This is a genomic window from Nannocystis sp. RBIL2, assembly GCF_026626745.1.
GTDB lineage: Bacteria > Myxococcota_A > Polyangia > Nannocystales > Nannocystaceae > Nannocystis.
Map to the genome: position 1 here is coordinate 4960537 of NZ_JAPNJW010000002.1, position 26358 is coordinate 4986894.

The following is a 26358-nucleotide window of genomic DNA, read 5'->3' on the forward strand; positions in this document are numbered from 1 at the left end:
TCGCCATGCCCTTCGAAGTGCTGCCCGCGGCCGCCAGCGCCACCAGCGGCGCGGTCGACCTCGTGGTCTTCCTCGTGTTCGCGGTGATCGGCCTCGTCAGCCTCGGCGTCCTCCTTGCGATGGTCGTGCTCGTCGTCCGCAACCGCCGGCGCCCCGGCAACCTCACCGGCCGCGGCCACGATCCTGCCACCATTTGGAAGACCGAGCTCGGCTGGTGCGCGCTCACTGCGGTCGTCTTCCTCTGCCTCTTCACCCTCGGCGCAGTCACCTTCGATCGCATCGAGCGCGTGCCCACGGGCCCCGACGTCCTCGACGTCGCAGTCACCGCCAAGCGGTGGATGTGGTCGTTCCAGCACCCCAGCGGCCGCCGCGAGCTGTCGCAGTTGCACGTCCCCGCCGGCCGCGTGGTCCGCCTCCACCTCAGCAGCGAGGACGTCATTCACAGCTTCTACGTCCCCGCCTTCCGCCTCAAGCAGGACGTCGTGCCCGGCTGGCTGCGCACCGCCTGGTTCCGCGCCACTGCTCCGGGCACCTACGCCCTCGCCTGCGCCGAGTACTGCGGCACCGAGCACGCGCTCATGCGCGCCGACGTCGTCGTGATGGAGCCGCACGTCTACGATCATTGGCTCGCGCAGGGCGACGATCCGCGCCCGCCGCTGGCCGCCGCCGGCCGGGCCCTGTTTCAGAAGCTCGACTGCGGCGCCTGCCACGAGACCCGCCTGCGCCGCCGCGCCCCGCCGCTCGAGGGCCTCTACGGCCGCCCCGTGACCCTGCGCGACGGCAGCAGCGTCCTCGCCGACGACGACTACCTCCGCCGCAGCATCCTGCGCCCCGACGCCGACATCGTCGCCGACTACCAGGGCGGCGTCATGCCGACCTACGCCGGCCTCGTCGACGACGACGAGCTGCTCCTCCTCGTCGCCTACATCCGTTCGCTCGCCGACGCCGAGGGGGTGAGCCCATGAAGTCGTGGCTGACCACCACCGATCACAAGCGGATCGCCCTGCTCTACCTCGGGACGATGACGCTCTTCTTCACCCTCGGCGGCCTGCTCGCCACGGTCATCCGCGTCGAGCTCGCCACCGCCGCCTCCGATCTCGTCACCGCCGAGACCTACAACCGCCTGTTCACGCTGCACGGCGTGATCATGGTGTTCTTCTTCCTCATCCCGTCGATCCCGACCTTCCTCGGCAACTACCTCCTGCCGCTGATGCTCGGCGCGCCCGACCTCGCGTTCCCGCGGCTCAACCTCGCCAGCTGGTACGTGTTCGTCGCCGGCGGCCTGCTCACCTTGACTGCCATGATCGCCGGCGGCCTCGACACCGGCTGGACCTTCTACACCCCCTATTCGACCACCTTCAGCGATTCGCACGTGGTCCTCGCGGTGCTCGGGGTGTTCCTCGCCGGCCTGTCGTCGGTGTTCACCGGCATCAACTTCATCGTCACGACCCACCGCCTGCGCGCGCCCGGCCTGACCTGGATGCGCCTGCCGCTGTTCGTCTGGTCGCTCTACGCGACCTCGCTCATCCTGGTGCTGGCGACCCCGGTGCTGGCGATGACCCTGCTCCTCGTCGCCATCGAGCGGGGCCTGCAGATCGGCATCTTCGACCCCGAGGTCGGCGGCAGCCCGCTGCTGTTCCAGCACTTCTTTTGGTTCTACTCGCACCCTGCCGTCTACATCATGATCTTGCCGGGCATGGGCGTCATCAGCGAGCTCATCCCCTGCTTCTCGCGCAACCGCCCGTTCGGCTACGAGTTCGTCGCCGCCTCGAGCCTGGCCATCGCGGTGTTCGGCTTCCTCGTGTGGGGCCACCACATGTTCGTCGCCGGCCAATCGTACTTCGCCAGCGTCGTGTTCTCGTTCCTCTCGTTCGCCGTCGCGGTCCCGAGCGGCGTCAAGGTGTTCAGCTGGCTGGGCACCATGCACCGCGGCTCCGTCTGGCTGACCACGCCGATGATCTACGCGCTCGGCTTCGTCGCCCTGTTCACGATCGGCGGCGGCACCGGCCTCGCTCTGGCGATGCTCGCCGTCGACGTCCACCTCCACGACACCTACTTCGTCGTCGCCCATTTTCATACGATCATGGTCGGCGGCATGCTCATGGCCTACCTCGGCGGCCTGCACTTCTGGTGGCCCAAGATCAGCGGCCGCCTGTACTCCGAGCGCTGGGGCCGGATCGCCGCCTACATCCTGCTCATCGGCTTCCTGCTGACCTTCCTGCCGCAGTTCCTGCTCGGCACCCAGGGCCTGCCGCGCCGCACCGCCTCGTACCCGCCCGAGTATCAATTTTTACAGGGCCTGTCGTCCGCCGGCGCGACCATCCTCGCTGTCGGCTACGTCCTGCCCGGCATCTACCTGCTCGCGTCCCTGGTCCGCGGCCGCCCCGCCGGCGACAACCCGTGGGGCGCGACCGGCCTCGAGTGGCAAACCACCTCGCCGCCGCCTCCCCACAACTTCGCGGCGCCGCCGGTCGTCACCGACGACCCCTACGATTACCCGCGCGCGCCCCAGCCCACCGCGATCGGAGCCGGCCATGTCTGAAGCCGTGCGCGAGCCGTTCGCCGACCTCCCCCATCAACGCGACGCCGTCGCGCTCGGCATGTGGGCCTTCCTCGGCCAGGAGGTGCTGTTCTTCGGCGTCCTGTTCGTGTTCTACACCAGCCTGCGCCTGCGCCACCCCGATCTGTTCGCGGCCTTCGCCCCGCGCCTCGACTGGCGCCTGGCCACCGCGATGACGGTCGCCCTGCTGCTCAGCAGCTTTACCATGGCGCTCGCCGTCCGCTTCGCGTTCACACGAGCGCGCGTGAAGCTGCTGTTGTCATTGCTGGCGACGCTGGCCCTCGGGGCCGCGTTCCTGGCGATGAAGGGCTGGGAGTACGCGCACCACTTCGCCCGCGGCGAGACGCCCTTCGTCGACCTCGCCGACGAGCTCGGCCCCGGCCCCGGCCTGCCGACCTTCTTCGGCCTCTACTTCGTCCTGACCGGCTTCCACGCGCTGCACGTGCTCGGCGGCCTGGTCGCCCTCGCATGGCTGGGCTTCGCCGCCTGGCGCACGCCCGCGATGGACCTGCGCGGCTCGCCGGTGATGGCGGTCGGCCTCTACTGGCACTTCGTCGACATCGTGTGGCTGTTCCTGTTCCCGGCCCTGTACCTCGCAGCGAGGCTCACATGAACCGTCACGACGACGAGAGCACCCCCGCCCCGAGCGTCGGCGCCGCGCTGATCGTCCTGCTGGCGCTGCTGATCTTGACGGCCACCACAGTCGGCCTGGCCTTCCTCGAGCTCCCGCCGGCGGTCCACGTGGCCCTGGCGATGACGATCGCCGCGATCAAGGCGGCCCTGGTCGCCGCCGTGTTCATGCACCTGCTGCGCGAAGCCCCGGCGACCCGCCTGGTCGCGCTCATGGCGGCGATCTTGCTGGCGATCTTCATGCTCATGGTGACGGTCGACATCCGCCACCTCGGCGGCGACTGACCGGCTACGCACCTCCCAACCACAAGAGGCGCAAATGACGGACGCGTCAGCCGCGTGGAATCTTTGGAGGCATGAGCGCGCTCAGCGGCCAATCTCTGCGAGCACCAGCGCGTGCGCGTACAGGTCGTTGTCCGACAGGTTGGCGAAGGTCGTCAGTTGCTGCAGCGCCTCGCCGCGGCTGAACGCGATGGCGGCCGCCGAGCCCAGCAACGCAAGCTCGGGGCTCACCGCGAACACCGAAGCCGCGAGATAAATCCCCTCGATCGGTCCCTGCAGCTCGCGCAGCTGCAGTTCGTGGCGGTGTGCATCGATCCACTTGACCACGCGTGCGGGCACCTCGCGTAACTTCGCCTCGTCGCTTCGGACCGCATGGCCGATGAGGCGCGCGAGGTGAAGCTCGCCGTGGATCAGCTCGCGGACCAACTGGCGCTGACGGCGGAGGCTCTCGTAGGTATCGCGGACCACATAGTCCGGGCTCCGCACGACCCGCTCCGGCAGGCCGTCGAGTCCTTCGACCGGCAGAGTAGCGACGCCGAACTCCGCTGCCACATCCAGAATGTGCGTGCGCATGCGCGGCCGCTCGCCGAGGAGCTCGACAAAGAATTCGCGGTCGATGAGGCCGTTCCGGCTCAGCACCGTGACCACCCCGTGCGACAGCAACTCGTGCGTGATGCCCTCCCCCGGCAATTGCGATGTGACCCGCTTGCCGTACAAATTGGTGACGAAGCGGCGCAGCTCGGCGGCATCCATCAGTTCCTGGAACAGACCCTCGAGGCGCTTCAACAGACTTGGTTGCATGAAACTCTCCGCACCAAGGTGCCGCCCAGGGCGCCGGACGATCACCTCGAGCAGCCACGTTCATGCACGCACGGTCCGACGTTCCACGTCGAAGGGTACGCCGCAGGCAGCCGCGGGCCGGCCCGAGCGACGCCGGACGAGTCGACACCTTGGGCGCGATGCGCTATTCTGCGCATCGTGCCGCGCCTCGCCAGTCTCACCGCCGCCCTGGTCTTCGCCGCATGCAACGGCGGCAGTGGCCAGCAGACAGGCTTCAGCACGAGCATCACGACGGCGCCGGTGAGCACCACCTCGAGCGGCTCCGGCTCGTCGACCTCGACTTCCAGCTCGACGAGCGCCGCAGACGACTCGGCAGCCGCCAGCTCCGAGGTCTCCTCCAGCTCGACAGGCTCCACAGGCTCCACCGGCGCGATCCCCGACCTCGGCCTGGTCCCGGACGGCGGCGACGGCCCGCCTCCCGGGTGCAAGGGCAAGGTCGACTTCCTGTTCACGATCAGCAGCCACCCGACGATGGAGATCAAGCAAGCGCGGCTGAAGGCCAGCTTCCCGAGCTTCATGGCCACCTTGGAAGACGAGTTCGCGGACTTCGACTACCACATCATGTCCTCGAACACGTCCGGGTTCTGGGGCTATCCGAGCTGCGTCGGCTGCCAGGACATGTGCGAACAGCTGCCCGAGTACCCCTGCGGAACCTCGCCGGAGCCCTGTGACTCGATCCGCGGCGCGGGCGTCACCTACCCGATCGGCGAGCACGCGAGCAACGAGCGCTGCGAGCTCGCCAGCGGTCTCCGCTACATCACCGCCGGCCAGCCCATGCTCGAGGACGCGTTCACCTGCATCGCGTCGATGGGCATCAACGGCGCCGATGGCGTCGCCGAGACCACCATCCTCGCGCTCGCCGACGACCTCGACGGGCCTGGCGGATGCAACGAGGGCTTTCTCCGCGAAGACGCCCTGCTCGTCGTCGTCGCCATCCAGGACACTTACGATCAGGGCAGCGACGGCACCGCGGAAGACTGGCGCGATGCGCTGGTGGAGGCGAAGGGGGGCGACGCCGATGCGGTGGTCCTGCTCGTGATCTCGACGGACATCGACGACCCCTTTGGGCTGTGTGGTTATGACCCAGGGGACGAGCACGAGCTTCGTACGTGGACCGAGCTCATGCAGCCGAACGCCCTGTTCGGCTCGATCTGCGCCGAGGGGTACGGCGACTACTTCGCCACCGTGGCGAAGATGATCAAGTCGCAGTGCGACGTGTTCGTGCCGCAGTGAAGGCTAAGGGTAGAGGCGCAGGGCGAAAGCTCGCGGCTGCAACCCATCGAACTCGCTGCCCGCGACGTACACGTAACCCCAGGCGTCAACCGCCAGACCTGCGGCCTCGTCTGGCCCCTGACCGGGCCCGTTGCGGACCACTTCCCAGGCGGCTGCACCCATCGGTCCGGGGATGGCGAAGATCCACGCATTCGTGTCGGTCTGCGGCTGTTGCAAGGTTCCGGCGATGACGATCTTGCCCTCGCGATCCTCGCCGACGGCGAGACCGACCGCGTCGTTCGTCGGTGTTGGCTCGAGCCGCATCGCAATCGACTCGCCCACAGCGGAAAACCAGCGCGTCATCACCTGGCGGATCGAGTTCTTGTCGCGCCCCCACCCGGTCACGACGAAACCGCCCGCCCGCAACGGTCCCACGGCCATCCCGGCGTCTTCATCCATCAGTTCGCCCGGGGAGGTCCACTCGGCGAGCGGCTCATTCTTCAAGTCATGCCGCAGGACGACCGTCCGCCGGACGAGTTGATTCTCAAAGTCCAGGACCTGGCGCTCGCCGACGACCACGATCTCGTCACCGACCACCGCCACGCCGCGAGCAACCTCGTCCCGTGTGTTGAATTTGTCCTCATCCGAAGACGCCGCGAACGCCCGCTCGTCGAGCAGATCTCCCGTCTCCGCCGAGATCCACCACACCCGCAGGTCATGCGTGTTCGGCCCTTGCTCGATCGCCCCGGCGAGCACCAGCACATCATCCACCACTGCGATCGCGTTGACCGACGTCTCGAGCGGCCCCGTCCAGATCGGCCCCTTCGCCTCGCCGAATTTCACCCGCGACACCGCCCACTGCGTCGACCCGAGCTCCGGCCGCGTCCACGCCACGAACGCTGCGTCGTCACTCGCCGCCGCGATCGCCGGCCCGCGCCCACCACCTGTCACCGCCACTGGCCCGAGCAGCACCGGCTCGCCCTCCGGTTGCCCCGTCGTGCCGTCGATCCGCACCGCCACTGCCTCGAGCCCGTCGTTCGTCTCGAAGAAGCCGGCGGCCCCGATCCCGTTGCCGAGCAGCGTCGCCCCGCAGAAGCCGTTGATCGGCCCCGCCTTCACGTAGGGCGGCCACACATCGGTGCCTCCTGGTTGCACATCGATGAGCAGCGCCTTCTCGTCCTCCCCGCTCCCGCCGTCGGCCGCGTGCACCACTGCGCGGATCGTGTGCATGCCGTCCCCCGGCACATCATCCGAGGTCACGTCGAGCACATGCACCGGGCTCGCGGGCACCGCCCCGAGCACCAGCGGCGCGTCATTATTATTTAAAAACAGGTCGATCGACGTCACCGGCCGCGACGTCCACACCGAGACCTGCACCTCGCCGGCCTCGATCATTGGTGACGGATCTAAAAAGAGCTCGACCTCGACCGGCAGCGCCGCCTCCCCGCCCGACCCCGACCCGCCGCCCGAACTCGATGCCTCGTCCGTCGACGCGCTCGCGCTCTCGCTGTGTCCGGTCACGGTCTCGATCCCGCCGCTGACACTCGAGTCGTTGCCGCTCGACGAATCAGTCGTGCAGCCTTCCACCTCGGCACAGCCCACGAGCGGGGGCCACGGCGCCGTGCAGGCGACGGACGACGCGAACGCGAGGAACAGCGACACGCGGGGAGCGGTGGACATCCGGGGCCTCACGGGCATTGGCTCAAAAACGAGCACGGAAAGCAACACCGCCCGGAACGGGAATAAAAGCCGTCTGCGACGGCCTCCGGGCCATGCGGCGCGCGCCCACACCCACGAGCACCGCGCCGACCACCGTCGCCGCCCCGCCCGCCAGCGCCAGCGCCAACGTCGGCGGTCCCAGCCGCTCGTACTCTCGCCGCAGCGCCGCGTCCTGCGCGAGCTGCCCGTCCGTTGCATGACCATCGACCTTGTCGCGAAGCTCACGCGCCTGGCGTTGAACCTCGTGCATACCGACGCCCGTGTACGTGACCACGCTCGCGAGCACGACGCCCAGCCCGAGTGCCACGCCGCCACCGATCACGAGGTCGCGTCCCGCTCGCGGCGAGGACGAGCTCTTCGCCGGCGGCAAGCTCCGCCGCGAGACCGGAAGCAGCTCGTCCTCCCTCTGGCGGTCGGACCCCGGCTTGGCGGGCGCGATCGAGTCGGCCGCCTGAGGCGTGCTCGCTGAAGCCTCGACCGATACAGCCGAGGAAGCCGGCGGCTCCGCCGACGCTGCGACCCCCGGCGATGCCTCCACCGACGCATTGCCTGCGACACCCGGATCCGTCGGCACCCCGCTCTTCCCCATGAGCAACGGCGCCTCGGCTTTGGGCTGCTTCGCCGGCCCCTCGCAACGCACCTTCGCCTCGCGCTCGCGCGTCGTCAGATCGCCCCGCAATTTTTCAAAGCTCGCGCGCTGCTCGGCCGACTGATTCTTGATCGCCACGCTCCGGTCGAACAGCCGGCGCGCCGCGCAGAGGTGCCGCGCCTCGCCTGTCTTGTCGAACAGGGCCAGATAGGAGCGATGCGCGACGTTGAGGTACAGCGCGCGCTGCTCGTCGCTCTTCGCCTCCTTCGCGCGCTGCACGAACAGCTCCGCCTTGCAGCGGTTGTCGGTGAGCTCGCACTTCCTCGCACCGCTTGTAGGCGACGCGGCGGCTTCGAACGCGAGCAGGCCCGCGAGGGACCAGGACATCAAACTCATGGCGTGTACTCCTCGATAAAAGTCTGCGGATCGGTGGGCTCGAAGCGGATCGATCGGAGCGCCTCGACCACGCAGCGCCGGGACTCGTCGTTGCTGCCGGGAACCTCGACCCGCGCGAACTCGCTGCGTCCTGCGGTCGTCTCGAACTCGACCAGCAACAGGCCGCCCGCGAGCTCCGAGCAACGGCGGAGATCGACTGCCGCTCGATCGACCGCCTCTCGCATCGTCGGCAGCGGCGCAGGCGGCAACACCGGTGCCGGCGCCGGCGCAGCGACTTCCGGAGGCGGACGCGCAGGCGGCAACACCTCCTCGGTTCGCGCGATGGGCTGTGGCGCCGGCGTGGGCGACTCAAAAATCACCTGCCACACAGCAAGACCCACGAGCACCGCGCCGAGCGCCGCAAAAACCATCATCAGTGGCCAGTTCGTGACGAGCGCCGCGGGCACGCCGACCGCAGGCCGAGCAGCGACTGAACCAGTCGCGGCCCGCGCGACGGTCGGCCCCGATCCCGCGTTCTCCTCCTCATCACATGTCTCTTCGGCCATCTCATCCGCGGCCGCCTCGAGCTTTGCCAGCAGCCCCCGCATGTCGACCCGCGCTGTCGGCTCGTCCGCCAGAGTGTTGAGCAACGCGCTCGCCAGCGCGGGCGGACACGACTGCACGTGCTGCCGCGGCGACACCCACTCCCCGCGCTCGTCTCGCGTCGGCCGCCGCCCCGTCACGAGCTGGTAGAGCAGAAGCCCGAGCGAGTACACGTCGCTCTTCGCCGTCCAGCCCTTGCCCGCTCGGGCCTCCGGCGCCGTCCAGTCGAGTCGCTCGAGCCCGCCGGTCCCGAGCTTCACCCGCGCCTCGGGCGGCGTCGGGTAGCGCTGCTCGACCATGGCATAGAACTTCGCCTCGAACTCGACCATCCCGCAGTCGATTAGCGCCGCCGTCGGCTCGCCCTCGAGATCGACCAGGACGTTTTGCCCGTGCACGTCGCGGTGCAAGATCCCCTGCGCGTGCAGGGCCGCCAGCGCCCCCGCCAGCTGCCGCCCCACGGCGATCACCTGCTCCGGCTTCAGCCTGCCGCCCAGATAAAAACTTCGCGCCGACTTGCCGCGCATCAGCGACATCGCGATGTACGGCCGCTTGCGCGTCAGGGCCGTGCGGCAGTCGAACAGCTCCGGCAAGGCGGGATGTCGCACTGCTCGCAGGGCCCGCGCCTCCCGGGCGAAGCGCACCCGCTCCTCGGCGTTTTGACACGCGCGCTCGCTCAGGATCTTCAGCGCCACGTAGCGCGTCGCGTCGCGGTGGTACGCGCGATGGACCTCGGCCTTCGCGCCGGCCCCGAGCAGCTCGATCAACTCGTAGCAGCCCTCGAACAGGAACGGCGAATCATCCTCGACGTGCTCGAGCCGCACCCGCTCCAGGCGGCTCTGAAACTCCGCGACTGTGGCGATCCGGTCCTCGGGCACCGGCGCGAGCGAATCGGTGACCAGCCTCTCGAGCTCGGGCGGAACGCCGCAGCCGGGCCGGGCCTCGCGCATCGGCCGGTAGTCGACGAGGTCGGGCAGCTGGCCGGTGCAGAGCAGATAGATCGTCGCCCCGAGCCCGAACACGTCGAACCTCGGGTTCGGGCGCTCGAGCGCCGCCTCGGGCGGATAGAAGCCGTCGGTCCCGAGGACCTTCCCGACATCCGTCTGGTGCCGCGCGGGTGGCTCCCCCGTGCTCTGCACGCGCTGCCACGCGTCGACCTTGGCGATCCCGAGATCGATCAGCTTCACGAACGGGCGGCTGGTCGCGCTGCCGACCACGACGATGTTGCTCGGCTTCACGTCGCGGTGAATCACACCGACGTCGTGCAGCGCCTCGAGCGCCGCCGCGACCTGGGCGATCATCTCCGCCACCTCGAGCCACGGCAGCGGGCCCTCTCGCTGCAATCGCTCGTCGAGGTCCTGGCCCGGCAATCGCTCGAGCACCATGAACGGGGCGCCGGCGTCGGTCTCTCCGACCGCGAGGACCTGCACGAGATGCGGGTGCCGCAAGCACGTGAGGATCCGTCCCTCGTCGACGAAGCGACGCCGTGCGTCCTCGTCCGCGCTCATGAGGACCTTGATCGCGGCGTTGAGGTCCTTGCACGCCCACACACACGAAGTGCCGCCCGACCCGAGCAGCTCGCCGAGCTCGAACCGCCCGCCCACCACGCGCGCACCCTCGGATGCTCGAACACTCGCCGGAGCATCACCCGTGGGGGTGGCGTCGTCCTCGCCCGCAATGGCGAACAGGGTCCAGCCCCGAACGTTGGGGCGCGGCGGAACGGGGCCCTTCATCACGACGCAGGGTGCCACACGCGCCTCGACCATCACGACCTGAACATAACATCATGTACGTTCAGGCATGTCGGAAGAGAGTTCGTTGCCTGCGCAAGGAAGTAGAAACAGCGAGCTTGAAGCAAGAATATGCAAGCGCCGCGACAAACGCATCCGAGGAATCGCTGCCATCATTGGGCCTTGTCTCATTCGCCTTTGCTTCGATGGAGACCGCGGCGAGCTCCGCGTCCACTCCCGCGGCCGCGAGCTCCAGCAACGCGAAACGCGATCTCGACCATCAGGGAAAGTGCACGCCTCGATACCGACCCCGCCCCAGTCACGGTCCGCCAGCGCGTCTATCGCGGCCTTCTCTTCAGCAGCGGCCTCCGCTACGCTCGCTGCGTGATCGACGAGCTGCTCGCGCTGGACCGCACGCCCCTCGACCCGCGCGTGCGGGAGGCTTGCGCCGCGGCTCTCGTCGCGCGTGGCGACCCTCGCGGCCGCTTCCTCGCCCTCGACGCCGAGCTGGCCGGGACGCCGACGCGCGCCCCTCGCCCGCTCGTCTACCGCCCGACGAGCAAAGAACCCCAGACTGAATTCGGACCCCGCCAGACCGCGCTGGACGAGCTCGCGCGCACCCTCGATCCCGCCTGGCTCGCCCGGGTGGGCGCCCTCAGCCACCGCCGCATGCACCCCTGGAGACCGCCCAGGCGCCCAGGCGAGCCGCCCACGATGCTCCCGGGCGCGCTGCGGGAGGTCGACCTGAAGCCGCCGCCGGCGAGGTTGGCCCTCGACAACGTCGCCGCGACGCTGCTGCAATCGCTGCGCTGGGCGCTCCCCGGTCCGGTGACGGAGATCGCGGTGCACGGCGGCGGCGACGAATGGAACGCCTGGGTGTACCCGATCTACTGGTGTACGCGCCCACCTGGTCGCGACACTGATGACAGGCCGCAAATCGTGGAATTGCGCGTACCGCCGCCCGATCGCCTGCGCGCGATTCGACTGATTCGCGAGATCACCGGTTGCAACCTGCGGACCGCGAGGGATCGGCTGGACCAGCCGCCGTGCGTGCTCCTCGAGACGCACGACGACGCCCAGGTCGAAGCGATGATCGACCGAGTCGCCGCCGCGGGGGGCCAGGCGGCCGTCCGCGGCGAGGATCTGCCGCCCGGAGAGACTCCGGTCCTCGCCGAAGGGGTCTCGTTGCTCGAGGCTGGGGACCCGACCGAGGTGGTCTTGCGGGCGGACGCGGAGGGCCTGGAAGTGCGGAAGTTCGCCATCCGCTGGACCCACCCGCACAAGAACGAGCGAGCCCACGTCCTGCGAGCGCGCTGGCTCTGGAGCGAGCTGCCCGCCGATCCCGCGGAACGAATCGAAGCGGTGCGCCCGACCATCGAAGCAGTCGTGGCCGAGCGGCGCGCATCCTTCGTCGCCTGTCGCCTCTGCCACCGGCTCACGCCCCCGGAGTGGCGATTCGGGCCTGACGCGTGCTCGTCGTGCGCCGAGAAGCACCTCGGCGTGGTGTACTGAATGCTGGCTTCACCCGGCTTGACGCGGGAGCGCTCGGCAATGAGGCCCGCTGTACGACCGAGCGTCCTCGATGGTATCTTCCCGCCATGCCCACGGAATCCGCCCTGTTCATCGCTCGCCGTGGCTGGTCGTCGGTGCTCAAGAAGACGAGCCATGTCTACGTCGCGTGGTGCGAGGCGCGTGACGACGAGTTCGTCGATTACGAAGAGAATTGGCGCCCGTTCCCCGAGCTCTTGCCGTTCCGACGGTGGGAGTCCAGTCTCCAGGACACCGAGCTAGCCACGCTCGTGGCCTTGGTGCGGGGCGAGCCGCCGTGCTGTGACGCCCCGCCAATGATGTGAGCGCACGATCCGGCAGTAACGGGCAGCGATTCGTAATACGCGCTCGCCGTCGAATGCCACGAACCGCTCCTCTCCTCATTCGCTAGCTCGCTGCCGCTCCGCTGTCTTCCGCGTCGGGCCCCTCCGCCACGGCGCGATTCCGCCCATGCGCGCGACACCGCCCCGCGCGCATTTTCCCGTCCCCAGCGCGCCGAAATTTTAAGAAGACTCCTTGCGCCTTCGTAAACGCCCTGCCATGGTTCTTTGACCCGATGACCGGATTTCAAATTTGGTCACGAGGTCAAGGAGACCCTCGAAGTGGCCGAACGCCCGCAGGACAGCGCCAACCGCGCAGACCGTATTCTCGACGCCGCCGGCGTGCTGCTTTTGCGGCTCGGCTATCGCAAGGTCACCATCGAGGACGTCGCGAAGCAGGCCGATGTCGGCAAGGGCACCGTCTACTTGCATTGGCGCAGCAAGGAGGCGCTCTTCACCGCCCTGGTGATGCGGGCCTCCATCGAGTTGACCGAGGAATTGCTCGCGCGGCTGCGCGCCGATCCATTCGAGGTGTTGCCGCACCGATTCGTCCGCTCCTCGTACCTCGCGGCGGTGCGGCGGCCGGTCATGTTCGCTTTGCTGACCGGCGACACCGAGCTGCTCGGCAAGCTGAGCCAGGGACCGCTGCGCCAGATCAAGCTGCAATCCGGGACGCACTACTCGCAGATGATGATCGCGCGCGGCCTCCTGCGCGGCGACATCCCGCACATCGATTACACGATGCGGGCCGCGATCCTCGGCTTCTACCTGCTCGAGCACCTCGACCGTGAAGCCACCAATTTCGCCGCGGAGGCCAAGGCCGACGCGATCGCGCACGTCGTCCGGCACGGCTTCGAGCCGGCCGGCGTGCCAGATCCGTCGGTCGTCGCCGACGCGGCGGCGGAGCTCGCCGCGCTGCTCGAGGGCTTCCTCTCGCGCGGTCGCGTGTGGATCTACGAAGGAAGGATACCATGACGAACGTCGCTGATACGTGGGGCATCAACCCGCAGCAGTTTTGGCTGCGCGGGCAAACACCGGACAAGCCCGTGAGCTACGACCCGGCCACCGGCATGTGGAACGTGTACGGCTACGCGGAGACCGTCCACATCCTCGGCAATCCGGCCACCTTCTCCTCCGACACCCTGCGGGTCTTGCCCGAGAGCATCTTGCGCCGGGGCAAGGACATGCGCGAGGGCAACCTGGTCCAGATGGACGAGCCGGACCACAAGAAGCTGCGCCGGCTCGTCAGCGAGGCCTTCACCCCGAAGGTCGTCGCCGACCTCGAGCCGCGGATCGCCGCGCTCACGCACGAGCTGCTCGACGCCGCGGCCCAGCGCGGGCGCATGGAGCTGGTCGCCGACCTCGCCTACCCGCTGCCGGTGATCGTCATCGCCGACCTGCTCGGGGTGCCGAGCAGCGACCGCCACCTGTTCAAGCAATGGGTCGACAAGATGCTCGAGTACTCCGGTCAGTTCTCGCTGGTGAAGCAGAGCGCCGAGCAGGACCGGGCGATGGAGATCGTGTTCGAGCAGCGGCAACTCCTCCTCGACTACCTCGAGGGCCACGCCAAGGAGCGTCTGCAGCGGCCGCGCGAGGACCTGCTGACGAAGTTGGTCCACGCCGAAGTCGACGGCGAGCGTCTCACCACCACCGAGGTCGTCAACTTCGCCAACATCCTGCTGGTCGCCGGGCACATCACGACGACGATGCTGCTCGGCAACACCGTCCTGTGCCTCGACGCCCACCCCGAGCACCTCGCCCGCGTCCGCGCCGACCGCCGGGCGCTGCCGGGCGCGATCGAGGAGTCCCTGCGCTTCCTCAGCCCGTTCGCCGCGGTCGGTCGCGCCACCCATACCGAGACCGAGCTCGGCGGCGAGCGGATCCCCGCCGACAAGCTGCTGATGGTGTGGATCGCCGCGGCCAACCGCGACGAGCGGCAGTTCGCCCGCCCCGACGAGTATGACCCGACCCGCGATCCCAACCCGCACATCGCCTTCGGCCGCGGGATCCACTTCTGCCTCGGCGCGCCGCTGGCCCGGCTCGAGGGTCGCGTCGCGCTCGACATCCTGCTCGATCGCTTCCCCGACCTGCGCACCGACCCCGACGCGCGCCCGGAGTTCATCCCCAGCCCGAACATGACCGGGGTGCGCAAGCTGCCGCTGCTGCTCGGATCGTGAGCCGCAGCGCGCGCTCCATGCAATGATGGGGCGCTGCCGGACCCGAGCGGTCCGGCAGCGTGACGCGGGCGTCACTCGTTGACGATGATCTCGTACTGAGTGTACGCCGGCAACGTCGGGCAATCGGGGTTGTCCATCGTCGGCCCCGCCGCGAGCGAGAAGTCGAACGACCCCGCGATCGTCGGCGTACCGGCGAGGATGCCGGTCTCGACGGTGAACTCGAGCCCCGCGGGCAGCTCGCCCTCCGGCGTCCAGGTCGTGTTGTCCTCGAGCCCCGGCACCGTGAAGGCGATCTCGACCGCCACGCCGACGGTCAGCGGCTCGATGCTCTGCGGCTCGATCGGCGGCAAGAAGTTCTCGCACCCCTGGCTCGTGGTCAGCGTGTCAATCGTCGTGTCCGTCGTCGTCGTTGCGGTCTCGGTCTCGCCGACGGTCGGGTCCGTGGTCGTGTCGCTGGTGGTCGCGGTCTCGCTCACGTCCGTGGTCTCGCCCGTGCTCGTGGGCTCGCTCGTGCTCGTGGGCTCGCTCGTACCGGCCGTCGGATCGTCGGTGGCGGTGCCGGTGGTCGTGCTAGTGTCCGCGTCGGTGCTCTTCTCGGTGTCGGGTCCGCAAGCGACGAGCGCCAGGCCCAGCATCCATGCGCACTTGCGCGAAGGAGTCGTGATGTTCTCGAGTAAGAAAAAGCGATTCATGCGAGTGCGTCTAGCACGCGCGCAAGGAAGGGTCGAGCCGCGCGCCCCCTGGCGACCTGCGAGCAATCTCCACTTCGCTCCCGCGCCCCTGCGACGTTTTCCGTGATCCGCGGACTCGCGTCGTCGGCCTCGGTGAGCGCCTCACCCCGCGTCTGCCGGCAGCGGCTCGTTATTTTTGTCGCGATCAGCCGCGCTTCTTCCTCGTCGCCTTGCGCCCCACGCCGCCATCGCGCAGCAGCGCCGACGTCAGCATCCCTGCCAGCCACTCCTGCCAGCGATCGGCCGACCAGCCGCGCTCGAGCACCAGCAGGCGGAACAGCTCGCGGTTCGTCAGCGCCCAGAACACGTCGCGCGCAGCCTCGACGTCGAGGTCCTCGCGCAGCTGCCCCGCCTCGGCCAGCGCCTCGATGACCCCGCGCTGGGCCTCGCGGCGATCGAGCTCGCCCTCGCGCTCGAGCGCCGCCAGCTCGGGCGCCACCACTCCGACCCCGCGCAACAGCTCGAGCTCCGCGCGCTCGCCCTCGTAGACGGTGCGGGCGATCTTCGCCGCGAACGCCAGCCGCTCCGCCGGCTCCTCGGTCGTCAGCGCGGCCGTCACCGCCGTCTCGTACGCCGGCCCGAACCGCCCCTGATTGATCAGCTCCGCCACGATCCCGCGCTTCGAGCCGAACGCCGCGTACACCGTCGGCGCGGCCACTCCAGCGGCGCGGGCGATCGCGTCGATCGTCGTGTCCTCGTAGCCGTGCGCCGCCAGCAGCGTGCGCGCGGCCGCGAGGATCTGCTGCCGCGTCGCGTCGGCCTGGCGGCGGCGCGCGGGCGAGTGATACGGACGGGCTTCGGGCTTCGCCATCGCGTCGTCTCGGCGCGGCCACCATACCGCAGCCGCGGCGTCAGTATGCGACCTCGACCAGCGCGCCGACGGTCGCTCGGTCGTCGAGGTGCGCCAGCATGTAGTCCGCGAGGTCCGCGCGAGAGATCGTCGTCGCTCGCGCGAGCGGCGTGTCGATCGCGTAACGGTAGCGGCCGAGCCGCCGCCCGTTCGTCAGCCGCGGCGGCCGCACGATCGTCCACTCGAGCGAGCTCTGGCGCAGCCTCGCCTCCATCGCCCGCAGATCGTCGAACGGGTGGCTCAGCAGCGGCTGCAGCACGTGGCGCATGAACATGCGCAGCGGCCACGACTGCAGCGCGCCGTCGCCGAGCCCGAGCGCCGAGACGCAGCTGATCCGCCGCACCCCGCAGCGCTCCATCGCCGCCAGCATGTGGCTCACGCCGTCGCGGCAGATCGTCGTCGGCGCGCGCGAGCTGCCGGCGCCCAGCGCCGACACCACCGCGTCATGACCCGCGATCGCCGCCTCGACGTCGTCCGCGTTCGCCACGTCGCCGCGGCGCACCGTGAGCCGCGCGTGTCGCAGCGCGATCGCCTCGAGTCGGCGCGCCACCGCAGTCACGGTGTGCCCGGCCTGCAGCGCTTGCTCGACGAGCCGCTCGCCCGTGCCGCCCGTCGCGCCGAATACCACGAGTCTCATCACGACCCTCCGTGCGGCTGCGGCGGCCCGCTCTGCACCCACGATTCGGCGATCTTGCCACCCGCCATGCGGTACATCGACATAGCCGGCACCACCACCGCCGCGCCGCTCGGCGGAGCGCCGCGGAACGGCTCGACGTGCCGCCCGAACAGCTTCCACCGCACCGCCACCCGGTCGCCCTCGGCCATCGCGTCCTCGACCACGAACCGCGGCCCCTCGAAGGTCTTTCTCAAAAACGCAGCCCCCGCGGCCATGCCCGCGGGCCCGCCGATCCCGTTGTTCGTGTTGACGAACTCCGCCGCGATCAGCTCGGGCAAGACTTGATCTTGCCCCCCGTTCAAGACCTCGTCGAACAAGCGCAACACCGCCGCCTTGTTGGCGGCCGCCACCTCGGTCCCGGACATCGCAACCTCCTCGCTGCAGGCCGACAGGCACAGCACGACGGCGAGGGCCTGCAGCCTGCCGGACGTGGTGAAGATGAGCATGCAGAACAATATTCAATATTGTTTTATAAAGTCAAATGTTCGATTTCGCTCGCATCCGAGATCGATTCCGCGCCTCCGACCGCGTCATATTTTCTGTCCCTGAGAACATGTCCATACAGACATCCATCGCCCCTCAGCGCCCGCGCCGACTCCACACCCAGCTCACCGCCAGCAGCCCGACGAACACCGCGTCGCCCCACGCCTGATTGAGCGTCAGGCCGCCGACCCGCGGCAACCTCCCCGCGAACTCCGGATCGATCACAGTAGTCCCGGGAAACAACAGCGCCGACGCCTGCGTGAGCCAGTAGATCGCCAGCACCATCAACCCCGGCACGAACCGCCCCGGTCGCCACAGCCACACCAGCCCGAGCAGCCCGAGCGCCCCGCCGAGCGCCATCGTGTGCGCGCTGTGGAACTTCGCGTGGCCGCTCCATTGAGGATTATAAAGATGGGTCGCGTTCCAGTCGGCCGCGAACGGCAGCACGATCGTCAGCAGCGCGACCACGCTGGCCAGCACGCGCGGGGCCCTCGCTCGCATCGTCGAGTCTTCCATGCGTTGAGCCTTAGCGCGGCCCGCCTGGACGCTCCATGATACGCTGTGCGCCATGGTTGATGCAGCGTCCAGCCATCCGCCCGCCGATCCGCTCGCCGGCGTGCTCGACCTCGTGCGCCTGCGCGGCACCGTGCTCGGGGTCGCCGAGCTCGGCGCGCCGTGGGGCCTGCGCTCGCCCGGCTTCGAGGACCTCGCTGTCCACATCGTCGTGCGGGGCGGCGCTCACCTCGAGCTCGAGGGTCGCCGCCACAGCCTGGCCCTGCGCGCCGGCGACGTCGCCCTCGTCGCAGCCGGTCAGGTCCACGCGATCCGCGACGCCCCGCGCAGCGGCGTGGTCTCGTTCCGCCGGCTCCGCCGCGCGCCGCGGGTCGACAGCCGCACCGTGCGCTGGGGCGGCGACGGCCCGCGCACCACTCTGGTCGTCGGCTGCCTCGAGCTCGACGCGGCCGGCCGCGACCTCCTCACCGCCGCGCTGCCGCCGGTGGTCCACCTGCCCGCCGAAGCCGCCAGCGCCGGCCAGCTCGGCCTCGTGCATGCGCTCGCCGGCGAGGTCGCCCGCCCCGGCCTCGGCGCCGAGCCGGTGCTCACGCGCCTCGCCGAGCTGCTGTTCATCCAGGCGCTGCGCACCTGCATCGCCGCCGGCACCGCCGAGCACGGCTGGCTGCGCGCCCTCGCCGACCCGGCCATCGCCCGCGCGCTCGCTGCAGTGCACGCCGACCCCGGCGCCGACTGGACCGTCGCCGCCCTGGCCGCCCGCGCCGGCATGTCGCGCTCGGCCTTCGCCCCCGCGTTCCACCGCCTCGTCGGCGAGCCGCCCCTGGCCTACGTCACCACCTGGCGCATGCGCACCGCCGCCCGCGCCCTCGAGCAAGACGCCGCAGTCAGCCTCAAGGAGCTGGCCGCCCGCGTCGGCTACGGCTCCGACGAAGCCTTCAGCCGCGCCTTTAAAAATTGGGCCGGCGCCCCGCCGGGCCAGTACCGCCGCGCCGCCCGCGAGGCCAAAGTCGAGGCCCGCCCGCATCACCGCGGCCTCGGCCCCGACGAGCCGCGGCGATGACTACGACCTGTCCCTCGGGACATTCATGATACTTCCCACCGATGTCCCTGTATCGACATTTCCGAATGACGCCACAGTAGCAATGTTCCGGACCGTCCGGTCCTGACGCCCGGCGTTCGCAAATGGGACTGGACCGTCCGGTCTCGGGATCGTGGCCGCAAGACCGCGACACAGGCAATTCGTGCTGCGCCCGGGAACCACCGCCAATGCGCGCTGTCCGGACCGCGATGACTCTCCGGTGGTTCCCATGCAACTGACAGTCCGCGACCTCTGTAAAACCTATCCCAACGGCGTACGCGCGCTGAAGCACGTGAGCCTGCAGATCTCGACCGGCATGTTCGGCCTGCTCGGGCCCAACGGCGCCGGCAAGTCGACCCTGATGCGCACGCTCGCCACGCTCCAGGATCCCGACAGCGGCTCCGTCGAGTTCGACGCCTTCGACGTCCTGGCCCACAAGGAGCGCCTGCGCGAGGTCCTCGGCTACCTGCCGCAGGAGTTCGGGCTCTATCCGAACCTCTCCGCCGAGACGATCCTCGACCACTTCGCAGTGCTGAAGGGCGTGACCGACCGCCGCGAGCGCGCCGCTCAGGTCCACGCCCTGCTCGAGCAGACCAACCTCGCCCCGGCCGCCAAGCAGGCCGTGGGCGGCTACTCGGGCGGCATGAAGCAGCGCCTGGGCATCGCCATCGCCCTGCTAGGCCGCCCGCGCCTCGTGATCGTCGACGAGCCGACCGCCGGCCTCGACCCGACCGAGCGCCACCGCTTCCTCGACCTGCTCGGCGAGATCGGCCAGGACATCGTCGTCATCCTCAGCACGCACATCGTCGAGGACGTGCACGAGCTGTGCGGCCAGTTCGCGATCATCAGCCACGGCGAGGTGCTGTACAGCGGCTCGCCGGCGGCGGCGGTCGACGGGCTGCGCGGGCAGATCTGGCGCCGCATGGTCACCCGGGCGGAGCTGCCCGAGCTGCAGCGCGGGCTGCACGTGATCGCCACCCGCTTCGTCGCCGGTCGCCCGCTCGTCCACGTGCACCACCCCGAGTCGCCCGGGCCCGGCTTCGCGCCGGTCGAGCCCGACCTCGAGGACGTGTACTTCTTCCACATCAGCAGCCGGACGCGGAGGGCCCCGTGACCCAGCTCCTGAGCTTCGCCCGCCACGAGCTGGCGTATCACCTGCAGCGGCCGGTCACCTACCTCTACATGCTGGCCCTGCTGCTGCTGTCGTTCCTGTATACGGCCACCGGTTTCGCCAGCATGGTCCTCGGCGGCGCATTGAACCTCGACGCGCCGTGGCTGCTGAACCGCAGCGTCGCGCACGTCACCCTGATCGGCTCGGTCCTCGTGTCCGCGATCGCCGGCACCGCCGTCCTCCGCGACTTCGAGTTCAAGACCCACGAGCTGCTGTTCACCACCCGCCTGCGCAAATCGAGCTTCGTGTTCGGCCGCTTCCTCGGCGCCTACGCCGTCACCCTCCTGGTGTTCGCCTGCAGCGTGATCGGCCTGTGGCTCGGCGCGCACATGCCGTGGCTCGACCCCGACAAGCTCGGCCCGTACGTCCCGGGCGCCTACCTCGTCCCGCTCGTCTTCTACGTCGTGCCCAACACCTTCGTGCTGTCCGCGCTGTTCTTCGCCGTCGGCGTGCTGACCCGCAGCTACATGGCCGTGTACGTGCAGGGCGTGGTGTTCTTCCTCGGCTACTCGATCGCCACCGAGTCGCTGAGCAAGCTCGACAACGAGCTCTTCGCCGGCCTGCTCGACCCGTTCGGAGTCGCCACCACCGACCTCGCCGAGCGCTACTGGACCATCGTCGAGAAGAACACCCTCGTCACCGCGCTCGAGGGCCTCCTCCTCTACAACCGTCTGCTGTGGATCGGCATCGCCCTGCTGGTGCTCTTCGTGGCCCACGCGCTGTTCCGCATGGACGCCGCTCGCGGCATCCGCGGCCGCAAGCCGCGGCGCTGGCTGGAGCTCGAGGGCGCCGCGCGCCCGCCCACGCCGCTGCCGGTCGTCACGCCGCGCCGCGGCCTCGCGGTCGACCTCACGCGCCTGCTCGCCCAGGTCCGCTTCTACTACCTCGGCCTCGTGCGCGACCGGACCTTCCTCGCATTCGTCGCGGTCGGCTTGCTGTTCACCGTCCACGGCTCGAGCTACTCCGACGTCCTGTGGGGCACCCCCACGTGGCCGGTCACGTCCGCGATGACCGACGTGATCCGCAACAACGCCCGCCTGTTCTTCATCATCCTCGTCCCGCTCTACGCCGGCGAATTGATGTGGCGCGAGCGAGCGCTCCGCTGCGACCAGCTGCTCGACGTCACCCCGACCTCGCCGGTGGCCGTCCTGGTCGCCAGGCTGGTCTGTCTGGCCCTCGTATACGCCACCCTGATCGCGGCGATGATCGCCGGCGGCGTCCTGGTCCAGACGATGAAGGGCTATTATCATTACGAGCTCGGCGTCTACCTCGGCGTCCTCTACGGCTTCTACTGGCCCGAGCTGGTGCTGCTCACCATGATCGGGGTGTTCTTCCAGGTCGTCGCCGACCACAAGTACCTCGGCGTGCTGCTGGCGTTCGTCTACTGGGTCCTGGTCCAGGCCTTCGGCGCCTGGGGCCTCGACCACAACCTGCTGCGCTTCGCCTGGGCGCCGCAGGTCGAGTACTCGGCGATGAACGGCTACGGCCCGCACGTCGCCGCGGCGATGTGGTTCAACCTCTATCACTTCGCCACCGCCGTGCTGCTGCTGGTCCTGGCGCGCCCGTGGCTCATGCACGGCACCCCGACCGGCCTGCGCGACCGCCTCCGCCTGGCGCGCGCGCGGATGAACCGCCGCTGGATCGCCGCCCTCGCCCTCGCCCTCTTCGCCTGGCTCGGCGTCGGCGGCTACGTGTGGTGGAACACCAACGTCCGCAACGTCTATCGCAGCAGCGAGGACGAGGACGCCCTGGCGGCCGAGTACGAGCGCAATTACGGCCAATACCAGCACCTGCCCCAGCCGCACGTCGAGGCCGTCGACGTCCGCGTCGACTTCTTCCCCGAGCGCGGCCACGCCACCGCCGTCGGCCGCTTCAAGCTCGTCAACCGCGACCCCGCCCCGATCGAGACCCTCCACGTGTTGCTCCCTCCCGATATCGAGATCCGGGCGATCGAGTTCGACCGACCCGCGACCCTCACGGACGCGGACGAGCGCATTCACTACCGCATCTACCGCCTCGCCGAGCCCCTGGCGCCGGGCGGCGAGATGGGCCTGCGCTTCGACATCGCCGACCTGCGCGAGGGCTTCGGCAACCTCGGCCGCACCACCGCCCTCGTCGCCAACGGCAGCTTCTTCACCCAATCCGCCATGCTGCCGAGCCTGGGCTACCAGAGATCGCGGGAGCTCGACGACGACGACCGGCGCAAGGAGCAGGGCCTGCCCGAGCGCTCACGGCTGCCTTCGATCGACGACGCGCGCGCGCGCGACCGCTTCCCCGGCGAGCCCGCCTCCGACTGGATCGAGTACACCGGGACCGTGTGTACCGCCGGCGACCAGCTCGCAGTCACCGCGGGCGAGCTGCAGCGCGAGTGGACCGAGGGCGATCGGCGCTGCTTCACCTACGCCCCGGTCGGCAAGATCCGCGCTTCGGTGCCGTTCCTCTCGGCCCGCTACGAGGTCCTGCGCGACGCCCACGACGGCGTGGCGATCGAGGTCTACTACCAAAAGGACCACGAATTCAACGTCGCCGCCATGGTCGAATCGGCCAAGCGCTCGCTCGACTACTGCAAGCAGAACTTCGGCCCCTACCCGCACCGCCATTTCCGGATCCTCGAGTTCCCGCGCTACGAGAGGTTCGCCCTGGCCACCCCGGGCACCATCCCGTACTCCGAGAACATCGGCTTCATCGCCCGAGTCCGCCCCGACGACCCCGATGACCTCGATTATCCGTACTTCGTCACCGCCCACGAGGTCGCTCACCAGTGGTGGGCCTATCAGGTCGCCGGCGGCGGCGTCCAGGGCTTTACGATGCTGAGCGAGTCGCTGGCCGAGTACACCGCCCTGATGGTCATGGAGAAGCGCTACGGCCCGCAGGCTATGAAGCGGTTCCTCGCCCACGAGCTGCGCGACTACCTCACCGGCCGCGCCGCCGAGCGCAAGGCCGAGATGCCGCTCGCCCTCAACGAGGCCCAGATGTACATCCATTATCAGAAGGGCTCGCTGGTGTTCTACGCGCTGCGCGAGTACATCGGCGAGGAGCGGGTCAACGCCGCCCTGGCCGCCTTCCTCGACGAGTTCGCCTACAAGCCGTCGCCGTTCCCGACCTCGCGCGACCTGGTCGCCCGCCTCCGCGCCGTGACCCCGCCCGAATATGCGTACCTGATCGAGGACATGTTCGAGACGATCACGCTGTACGACAACAAGGTCCTCGAGGTCACCAGCGAGCCGCTCGCCGACGGCAAGCACCGCGTCCGCTTCAAGGTCGCCGCCCGCAAGCTGAAGGCCGACGGCCTCGGCGTCGAGACCGAGGCCCCGCTGGCCGACTACATCGACGTCGGCGTGTTCGCGGCCCCCGGCCCGGGCGACCACGAGGTCGGCGCGCCGCTGTGGCAAGAGCGCAGGAAGTTCACCACCGGCGAGATGGAGCTCGACGTCGTCGTCGACGGCCCGCCGCACCGCGTCGGCATCGACGCGCGCAACCTCCTGATCGACCGCAACCCGAAGGACAACACCGCAGTCCTGTGACCGGCGGCCCGGCGGGCCCGAAGGCCATGTCCGAAAGGACACCTTCGGACTCGCCCGGTCTCGCTCGTTTCCGCGCATTATCTGCTGTGCGAGCCCCTGGCCACCCCTGGGGCTCGCACATTTTCGCCCTTGAAACATTCACCCGTTCGGGTGAACATATTCGCGCATGAGCCTCGACCACACCCTCTCGGCGCTGGCCGACCCGACGCGCAGGGCCATCTTTCAGCGGCTGAGCGGCGATGAGGCGCGGGTGACCGACGTCGCGGAGCGGTTCCCGATCTCCCTCAACAGCGTTTCAAAACACATCCGCGTGCTCGAGCGCGCCGGCCTCGTGCGCCGGCGCGTCGCGGGCCGCGAGCACCTCCTCACCGCCGACCGCAGGCCCCTCGACGAGCTGGCGGCATGGGTCGAACAGACGCGCGCGTTCTGGTCCACCAGGCTGGACGCGCTCGAGGCCCTGCTCGCCGAAGACGACCCCGATTGCAAGGAGCGACGATGAACGACCACGGACAGATCCTCGACCCCGGCACCGTACGCATCGAGCGGGTGCTCCCCGGCCCCATCGAGCGGGTCTGGCGCTACATCACCGAGTCCGAGCTGCGCGCCCGCTGGCTCGCGGCCGGCGCGTTCGAGCTGCGGCCCGGCGGTCGCGCCGAGCTCCGCTTCGACCACGCCTCGCTCTCGGCCGAGAAGGCTTACCCCGAGCGCTACAAGAGCGCCGAGGGGGCGCGCGGCGTCGAGACAGTGCTCGCCTGCGAGGCGCCGCGGCTGCTCACGATCACCTGGGGCGGCGCCGGCCAGCCCGCCGAGGTGTCCTTCGAGCTCACGCCTATCGACGACAGGGTACGGCTCGTGGTGACCAGCCGGCGCCTGGCCACCCGCGACGACCTCGTCGGCACCGCCTCCGGCTGGCACGCGCACCTGGCGATCCTCGGCGACGTGCTGGCCGAGCAGCCGCCGCGCGGCTTCTGGTCGACGCACGAGGCCGCAGCGCGAGGTTATGCGCAGCGCATGGAAGTCATGGACGAATACTTCCGCGGGTCGAAGAGCACCGGCCGCGAGCTCCGCGATCACGGCAGCGCGTGGTCATCGCTGCTGCGCCGCCGCCTGGGCGCGCCGATCGAGCGCGTATGGGCGGCGTGGACCGACCCCGAGGTGCTCCCGAAGTGGCTCGGCAAGCCGACCGGCACCTTCGCGGTCGGCGGCACCATCGTCCTCGACCTGTCCCAGCCGCGCCCCACGACATGCAAGATCGTCGCGTGCGAGGCGCCCACCCTCCTGCGCACCACCTGGCGCTACGGCGACTTCGGCGAGAGCGAGGTCGAGCTCCGCCTCGCCCGCGACGGCGACGGCACCACGCTCGAGCTCGAGCACTTCGCCTGCAGCACCGCCGACGAGGCCCGCGGCACCGGCGGCGGCTGGGAGGTGGCCATCCACAGCCTCGACAATTTCTTGCGTGGCCTGCCTCCGCCCAGCGACATCACGTTCCCGGCGATGGACCACGCGTGGTCCAGAGTGGCCGGATGATGTCCTGAAGGACATGTCACGGCGGGCAGCGGACTCGCCCGGCGCAATGCCATGACATGTCCCATGAACCATGTACATGCCGACGCGCGCCTGCGCCCGCTGCAGCCGCTTGCGCGCCGTCGCGGGCGCCGGCTATCGTCTCGATTCAGCATGACGCCGTTGAGCGACGAGGCCCTGGAGCAGCAGATCGCCGCCGCCTTCGAGGCCGACGATCCCGCCGCGCTGCTGGCGATCGACCGGGCCCACGCGCTCACCCTGCCGCAGCTCGAGCGGGTCGCCCAGGCGCTCGTCGAGCTCAACGACGAGCTCGGCGTCGACGACGACGACCCCGGGCCGCTGCTCGCGCGCGCCGCCCTCCTCCGCCACGGCCGCGCCCTCGCGTGGACCTTCACCCGCGGCCGCGCCAGCTACGCCGTGGGCCGCGAGCCGCGGTGGTCGATCCTCGACGCGATCGCCTTCGCCGAGGCGTGGGACGAAGGCCTCGAGCTCACTGCCCCGGTCACGGCCCGGCTCCCGTGGCCCAGGGAGCTGGCCGCCCGGCTCGCGCTCGACTACGCCACCGACCTGCTGCACGAGCTGCGCGGCGCCTGCGACGACGAGACGCGCGATCTGCTGGTCGCGCGCCTGGCCGAGCTCCGCACTCTCGCGCCCGACGACCTCGACCGCAAGCAGCACATCGATCGCGAGCTCGATGCACTGGCAGAGAAAGCCGACCGGTCCGCCAGGCGCAGCGCGGACGCGGCCGAGGCCGCCGGCACCGACCCCGCGCTCAACGAGCGCGCCTACGCGTGGGAGGGCGCAAGAATCGCCTGCCTCGCCGTCCAGCGCTGCCTGGCCGGCCCGCATGAGGCGCTGGGCGAGCTGTTCGAGCTGCGGCGCCAGGCCGTCTATCCCATTCACGCGGCCGAACACGACCGCGACCGCTGGTACTCGCGGGTGATGGCGGGTACGATGATTTGCTGAACGGCGACGAGCTCGTCCCGGACGCCGTCGCCCTCCTCGATCGACTGTTCCGCGCGGCGCTCGAGGCCTACATCGCCGCGCAGTGAGGAGCTTCGGCGGCGTCTGGCCGTGTAAAACTTCAGGACATGTCCGATCGGACAGTTCACGCCGCGGCGGAAGAGATCGGACTCGACGTGGACGCGATCTCGGATCCATGCACGCGCGTGACGCGGATCGATCGCCACGCTGCCGAGAGCGCCCTGAAACCGGGGCGGGAGATC

Annotated in this window: 24 protein-coding genes and 1 pseudogene; 16 read left to right on the plus strand and 9 right to left on the minus strand. The window is 69.7% G+C overall.

The genetic code is table 11. The annotated features are described in order from the left end of the window. The first annotated feature begins 5 nt into the window (after positions 1-5). Genes OV090_RS44570 through OV090_RS44585 form a run of 4 tightly spaced genes read left to right on the plus strand, consistent with a single transcriptional unit; the run spans position 6 to position 3475 of the window. The gene (locus OV090_RS44570) at positions 6-965 is read left to right on the plus strand and encodes a c-type cytochrome (RefSeq protein ID WP_267711047.1); all 960 of its coding nucleotides are present in this window, start codon (positions 6-8) and stop codon (positions 963-965) included. Beyond that, the gene (locus OV090_RS44575) at positions 962-2542 is read left to right on the plus strand and encodes a cbb3-type cytochrome c oxidase subunit I (RefSeq protein ID WP_267711049.1); all 1581 of its coding nucleotides are present in this window, start codon (positions 962-964) and stop codon (positions 2540-2542) included. Before OV090_RS44570 ends, OV090_RS44575 begins: the two co-directional genes overlap by 4 nt. Further along, positions 2535-3173, plus strand: coding sequence for a cytochrome c oxidase subunit 3 (locus OV090_RS44580; protein WP_267711050.1), 639 nt, complete (start codon positions 2535-2537; stop codon positions 3171-3173). The genes OV090_RS44575 and OV090_RS44580 overlap by 8 nt, the downstream gene beginning before the upstream one ends. After that, positions 3170-3475 carry a cytochrome C oxidase subunit IV family protein gene (locus OV090_RS44585; protein ID WP_267711051.1) on the plus strand — a complete coding sequence of 102 codons (306 nt, stop codon included), beginning with the start codon at positions 3170-3172 and terminating at the stop codon, positions 3473-3475. The genes OV090_RS44580 and OV090_RS44585 overlap by 4 nt, the downstream gene beginning before the upstream one ends. Before the next feature lie 81 nt (positions 3476-3556). On the opposite strand, the gene OV090_RS44590 is transcribed toward OV090_RS44585, so the two are convergent. Further along, complete coding sequence (locus OV090_RS44590) at positions 3557-4273, minus strand: hypothetical protein (protein ID WP_267711052.1); 717 nt, start codon at positions 4271-4273, stop codon at positions 3557-3559. A 177-nt stretch (positions 4274-4450) separates the two neighbouring features. Here OV090_RS44590 and OV090_RS44595 point away from each other — a divergent pair, with 177 nt between their 5' ends. After that, a complete protein-coding gene (locus OV090_RS44595; RefSeq protein WP_267711053.1) occupies positions 4451-5545 on the plus strand; it encodes a hypothetical protein in 1095 nt (364 codons plus the stop codon). A 3-nt stretch (positions 5546-5548) separates the two neighbouring features. Here the strand turns inward: OV090_RS44595 and OV090_RS44600 are convergent, their stop codons facing one another. The 3 genes from OV090_RS44600 to OV090_RS44610 are packed head-to-tail and all read right to left on the minus strand — an operon-like array spanning position 5549 to position 10414. Continuing rightward, on the minus strand, positions 5549-7252 hold the full coding sequence (locus OV090_RS44600) for a hypothetical protein (protein ID WP_267711054.1): 1704 nt from the start codon (positions 7250-7252) through the stop codon (positions 5549-5551). Beyond that, positions 7227-8228: a hypothetical protein gene (locus OV090_RS44605; protein ID WP_267711055.1), complete on the minus strand. Its 1002-nt coding sequence runs from the start codon at positions 8226-8228 to the stop codon at positions 7227-7229. The genes OV090_RS44600 and OV090_RS44605 overlap by 26 nt, the downstream gene beginning before the upstream one ends. Then, positions 8225-10414, minus strand: coding sequence for a serine/threonine-protein kinase (locus OV090_RS44610; RefSeq protein ID WP_267711056.1), 2190 nt, complete (start codon positions 10412-10414; stop codon positions 8225-8227). Before OV090_RS44610 ends, OV090_RS44605 begins: the two co-directional genes overlap by 4 nt. A gap of 507 nt (positions 10415-10921) precedes the next feature. Here OV090_RS44610 and OV090_RS44615 point away from each other — a divergent pair. From OV090_RS44615 to OV090_RS44630, 4 genes are all read left to right on the plus strand, one after another. Further along, positions 10922-12049, plus strand: coding sequence for a hypothetical protein (locus OV090_RS44615; RefSeq protein WP_267711057.1), 1128 nt, complete (start codon positions 10922-10924; stop codon positions 12047-12049). 86 nt (positions 12050-12135) lie between these two features. Further along, positions 12136-12390 (plus strand): hypothetical protein, encoded by a 255-nt coding sequence (locus tag OV090_RS44620; RefSeq protein ID WP_267711058.1) that lies wholly within the window; start codon positions 12136-12138, stop codon positions 12388-12390. A gap of 297 nt (positions 12391-12687) precedes the next feature. Continuing rightward, positions 12688-13380 (plus strand): TetR/AcrR family transcriptional regulator, encoded by a 693-nt coding sequence (locus OV090_RS44625; protein ID WP_267711059.1) that lies wholly within the window; start codon positions 12688-12690, stop codon positions 13378-13380. Continuing rightward, entirely contained in the window at positions 13377-14582 is a 1206-nt protein-coding gene (locus tag OV090_RS44630; RefSeq protein WP_267711061.1) for a cytochrome P450, read from the plus strand. Before OV090_RS44625 ends, OV090_RS44630 begins: the two co-directional genes overlap by 4 nt. A gap of 71 nt (positions 14583-14653) precedes the next feature. Here OV090_RS44630 and OV090_RS44635 read toward each other — a convergent pair whose 3' ends face one another. From OV090_RS44635 to OV090_RS44655, 5 genes are all read right to left on the minus strand, one after another. Next, positions 14654-15274 (minus strand): putative Ig domain-containing protein, encoded by a 621-nt coding sequence (locus OV090_RS44635; protein ID WP_267711062.1) that lies wholly within the window; start codon positions 15272-15274, stop codon positions 14654-14656. A 184-nt stretch (positions 15275-15458) separates the two neighbouring features. Next, positions 15459-16124, minus strand: coding sequence for a TetR/AcrR family transcriptional regulator (locus OV090_RS44640; protein ID WP_267711063.1), 666 nt, complete (start codon positions 16122-16124; stop codon positions 15459-15461). 40 nt (positions 16125-16164) lie between these two features. Then, positions 16165-16800, minus strand: a complete 636-nt coding sequence (locus OV090_RS44645) for an NAD(P)-binding oxidoreductase (RefSeq protein WP_267711064.1) — start codon at positions 16798-16800, stop codon at positions 16165-16167. Then, entirely contained in the window at positions 16800-17285 is a 486-nt protein-coding gene (locus OV090_RS44650) for an ester cyclase (protein ID WP_267711065.1), read from the minus strand. The genes OV090_RS44645 and OV090_RS44650 overlap by 1 nt, the downstream gene beginning before the upstream one ends. Positions 17286-17418: 133 nt before the next feature. Further along, a complete protein-coding gene (locus OV090_RS44655) occupies positions 17419-17838 on the minus strand; it encodes a DUF6640 family protein (RefSeq protein ID WP_267711066.1) in 420 nt (139 codons plus the stop codon). 52 nt (positions 17839-17890) lie between these two features. On the opposite strand from OV090_RS44655, the gene OV090_RS44660 reads away from it, so the two are divergent. The 7 genes and pseudogenes from OV090_RS44660 (at position 17891) to OV090_RS44685 (ending at position 26098) form a co-directional block, all read left to right on the plus strand. Beyond that, the gene (locus OV090_RS44660) at positions 17891-18895 is read left to right on the plus strand and encodes an AraC family transcriptional regulator (RefSeq protein ID WP_267711067.1); all 1005 of its coding nucleotides are present in this window, start codon (positions 17891-17893) and stop codon (positions 18893-18895) included. A gap of 247 nt (positions 18896-19142) precedes the next feature. After that, positions 19143-20027, plus strand: coding sequence for an ABC transporter ATP-binding protein (locus OV090_RS44665; protein WP_267711068.1), 885 nt, complete (start codon positions 19143-19145; stop codon positions 20025-20027). After that, positions 20024-23608, plus strand: coding sequence for a M1 family aminopeptidase (locus OV090_RS51290; RefSeq protein ID WP_267711070.1), 3585 nt, complete (start codon positions 20024-20026; stop codon positions 23606-23608). Before OV090_RS44665 ends, OV090_RS51290 begins: the two co-directional genes overlap by 4 nt. A 166-nt stretch (positions 23609-23774) precedes the next feature. Continuing rightward, positions 23775-24107, plus strand: coding sequence for a metalloregulator ArsR/SmtB family transcription factor (locus OV090_RS44675; protein ID WP_267711071.1), 333 nt, complete (start codon positions 23775-23777; stop codon positions 24105-24107). Beyond that, positions 24104-24589: pseudogene (locus tag OV090_RS51295) on the plus strand (SRPBCC family protein); the annotation flags it as partial. The gene OV090_RS44675 and the pseudogene OV090_RS51295, both read left to right, overlap by 4 nt. Before the next feature lie 39 nt (positions 24590-24628). Beyond that, positions 24629-25135 (plus strand): SRPBCC domain-containing protein, encoded by a 507-nt coding sequence (locus OV090_RS51300; protein ID WP_346660441.1) that lies wholly within the window; start codon positions 24629-24631, stop codon positions 25133-25135. Positions 25136-25285: 150 nt separating this feature from the next. Beyond that, the gene (locus OV090_RS44685; protein ID WP_267711073.1) at positions 25286-26098 is read left to right on the plus strand and encodes a hypothetical protein; all 813 of its coding nucleotides are present in this window, start codon (positions 25286-25288) and stop codon (positions 26096-26098) included. Positions 26099-26358: the final 260 nt, after the last annotated feature.

Coding starts and splice junctions, on each gene's coding strand:
- OV090_RS44570 (WP_267711047.1), top strand. CDS start 6: ATGCCCTTCGAAGTGCTGCCCGCGGCCGCCAGCGCCACCAGCGGCGCG.
- OV090_RS44575 (WP_267711049.1), top strand. CDS start 962: ATGAAGTCGTGGCTGACCACCACCGATCACAAGCGGATCGCCCTGCTC.
- OV090_RS44580 (WP_267711050.1), top strand. CDS start 2,535: ATGTCTGAAGCCGTGCGCGAGCCGTTCGCCGACCTCCCCCATCAACGC.
- OV090_RS44585 (WP_267711051.1), top strand. CDS start 3,170: ATGAACCGTCACGACGACGAGAGCACCCCCGCCCCGAGCGTCGGCGCC.
- OV090_RS44590 (WP_267711052.1), bottom strand. CDS start 4,273: ATGCAACCAAGTCTGTTGAAGCGCCTCGAGGGTCTGTTCCAGGAACTG.
- OV090_RS44605 (WP_267711055.1), bottom strand. CDS start 8,228: ATGAGTTTGATGTCCTGGTCCCTCGCGGGCCTGCTCGCGTTCGAAGCC.
- OV090_RS44620 (WP_267711058.1), top strand. CDS start 12,136: ATGCCCACGGAATCCGCCCTGTTCATCGCTCGCCGTGGCTGGTCGTCG.
- OV090_RS44630 (WP_267711061.1), top strand. CDS start 13,377: ATGACGAACGTCGCTGATACGTGGGGCATCAACCCGCAGCAGTTTTGG.
- OV090_RS44635 (WP_267711062.1), bottom strand. CDS start 15,274: ATGAATCGCTTTTTCTTACTCGAGAACATCACGACTCCTTCGCGCAAG.
- OV090_RS44640 (WP_267711063.1), bottom strand. CDS start 16,124: ATGGCGAAGCCCGAAGCCCGTCCGTATCACTCGCCCGCGCGCCGCCGC.
- OV090_RS44645 (WP_267711064.1), bottom strand. CDS start 16,800: ATGAGACTCGTGGTATTCGGCGCGACGGGCGGCACGGGCGAGCGGCTC.
- OV090_RS44650 (WP_267711065.1), bottom strand. CDS start 17,285: ATGCTCATCTTCACCACGTCCGGCAGGCTGCAGGCCCTCGCCGTCGTG.
- OV090_RS44655 (WP_267711066.1), bottom strand. CDS start 17,838: ATGGAAGACTCGACGATGCGAGCGAGGGCCCCGCGCGTGCTGGCCAGC.
- OV090_RS44660 (WP_267711067.1), top strand. CDS start 17,891: ATGGTTGATGCAGCGTCCAGCCATCCGCCCGCCGATCCGCTCGCCGGC.
- OV090_RS44665 (WP_267711068.1), top strand. CDS start 19,143: ATGCAACTGACAGTCCGCGACCTCTGTAAAACCTATCCCAACGGCGTA.
- OV090_RS44675 (WP_267711071.1), top strand. CDS start 23,775: ATGAGCCTCGACCACACCCTCTCGGCGCTGGCCGACCCGACGCGCAGG.
- OV090_RS51300 (WP_346660441.1), top strand. CDS start 24,629: ATGGACGAATACTTCCGCGGGTCGAAGAGCACCGGCCGCGAGCTCCGC.
- OV090_RS44685 (WP_267711073.1), top strand. CDS start 25,286: ATGACGCCGTTGAGCGACGAGGCCCTGGAGCAGCAGATCGCCGCCGCC.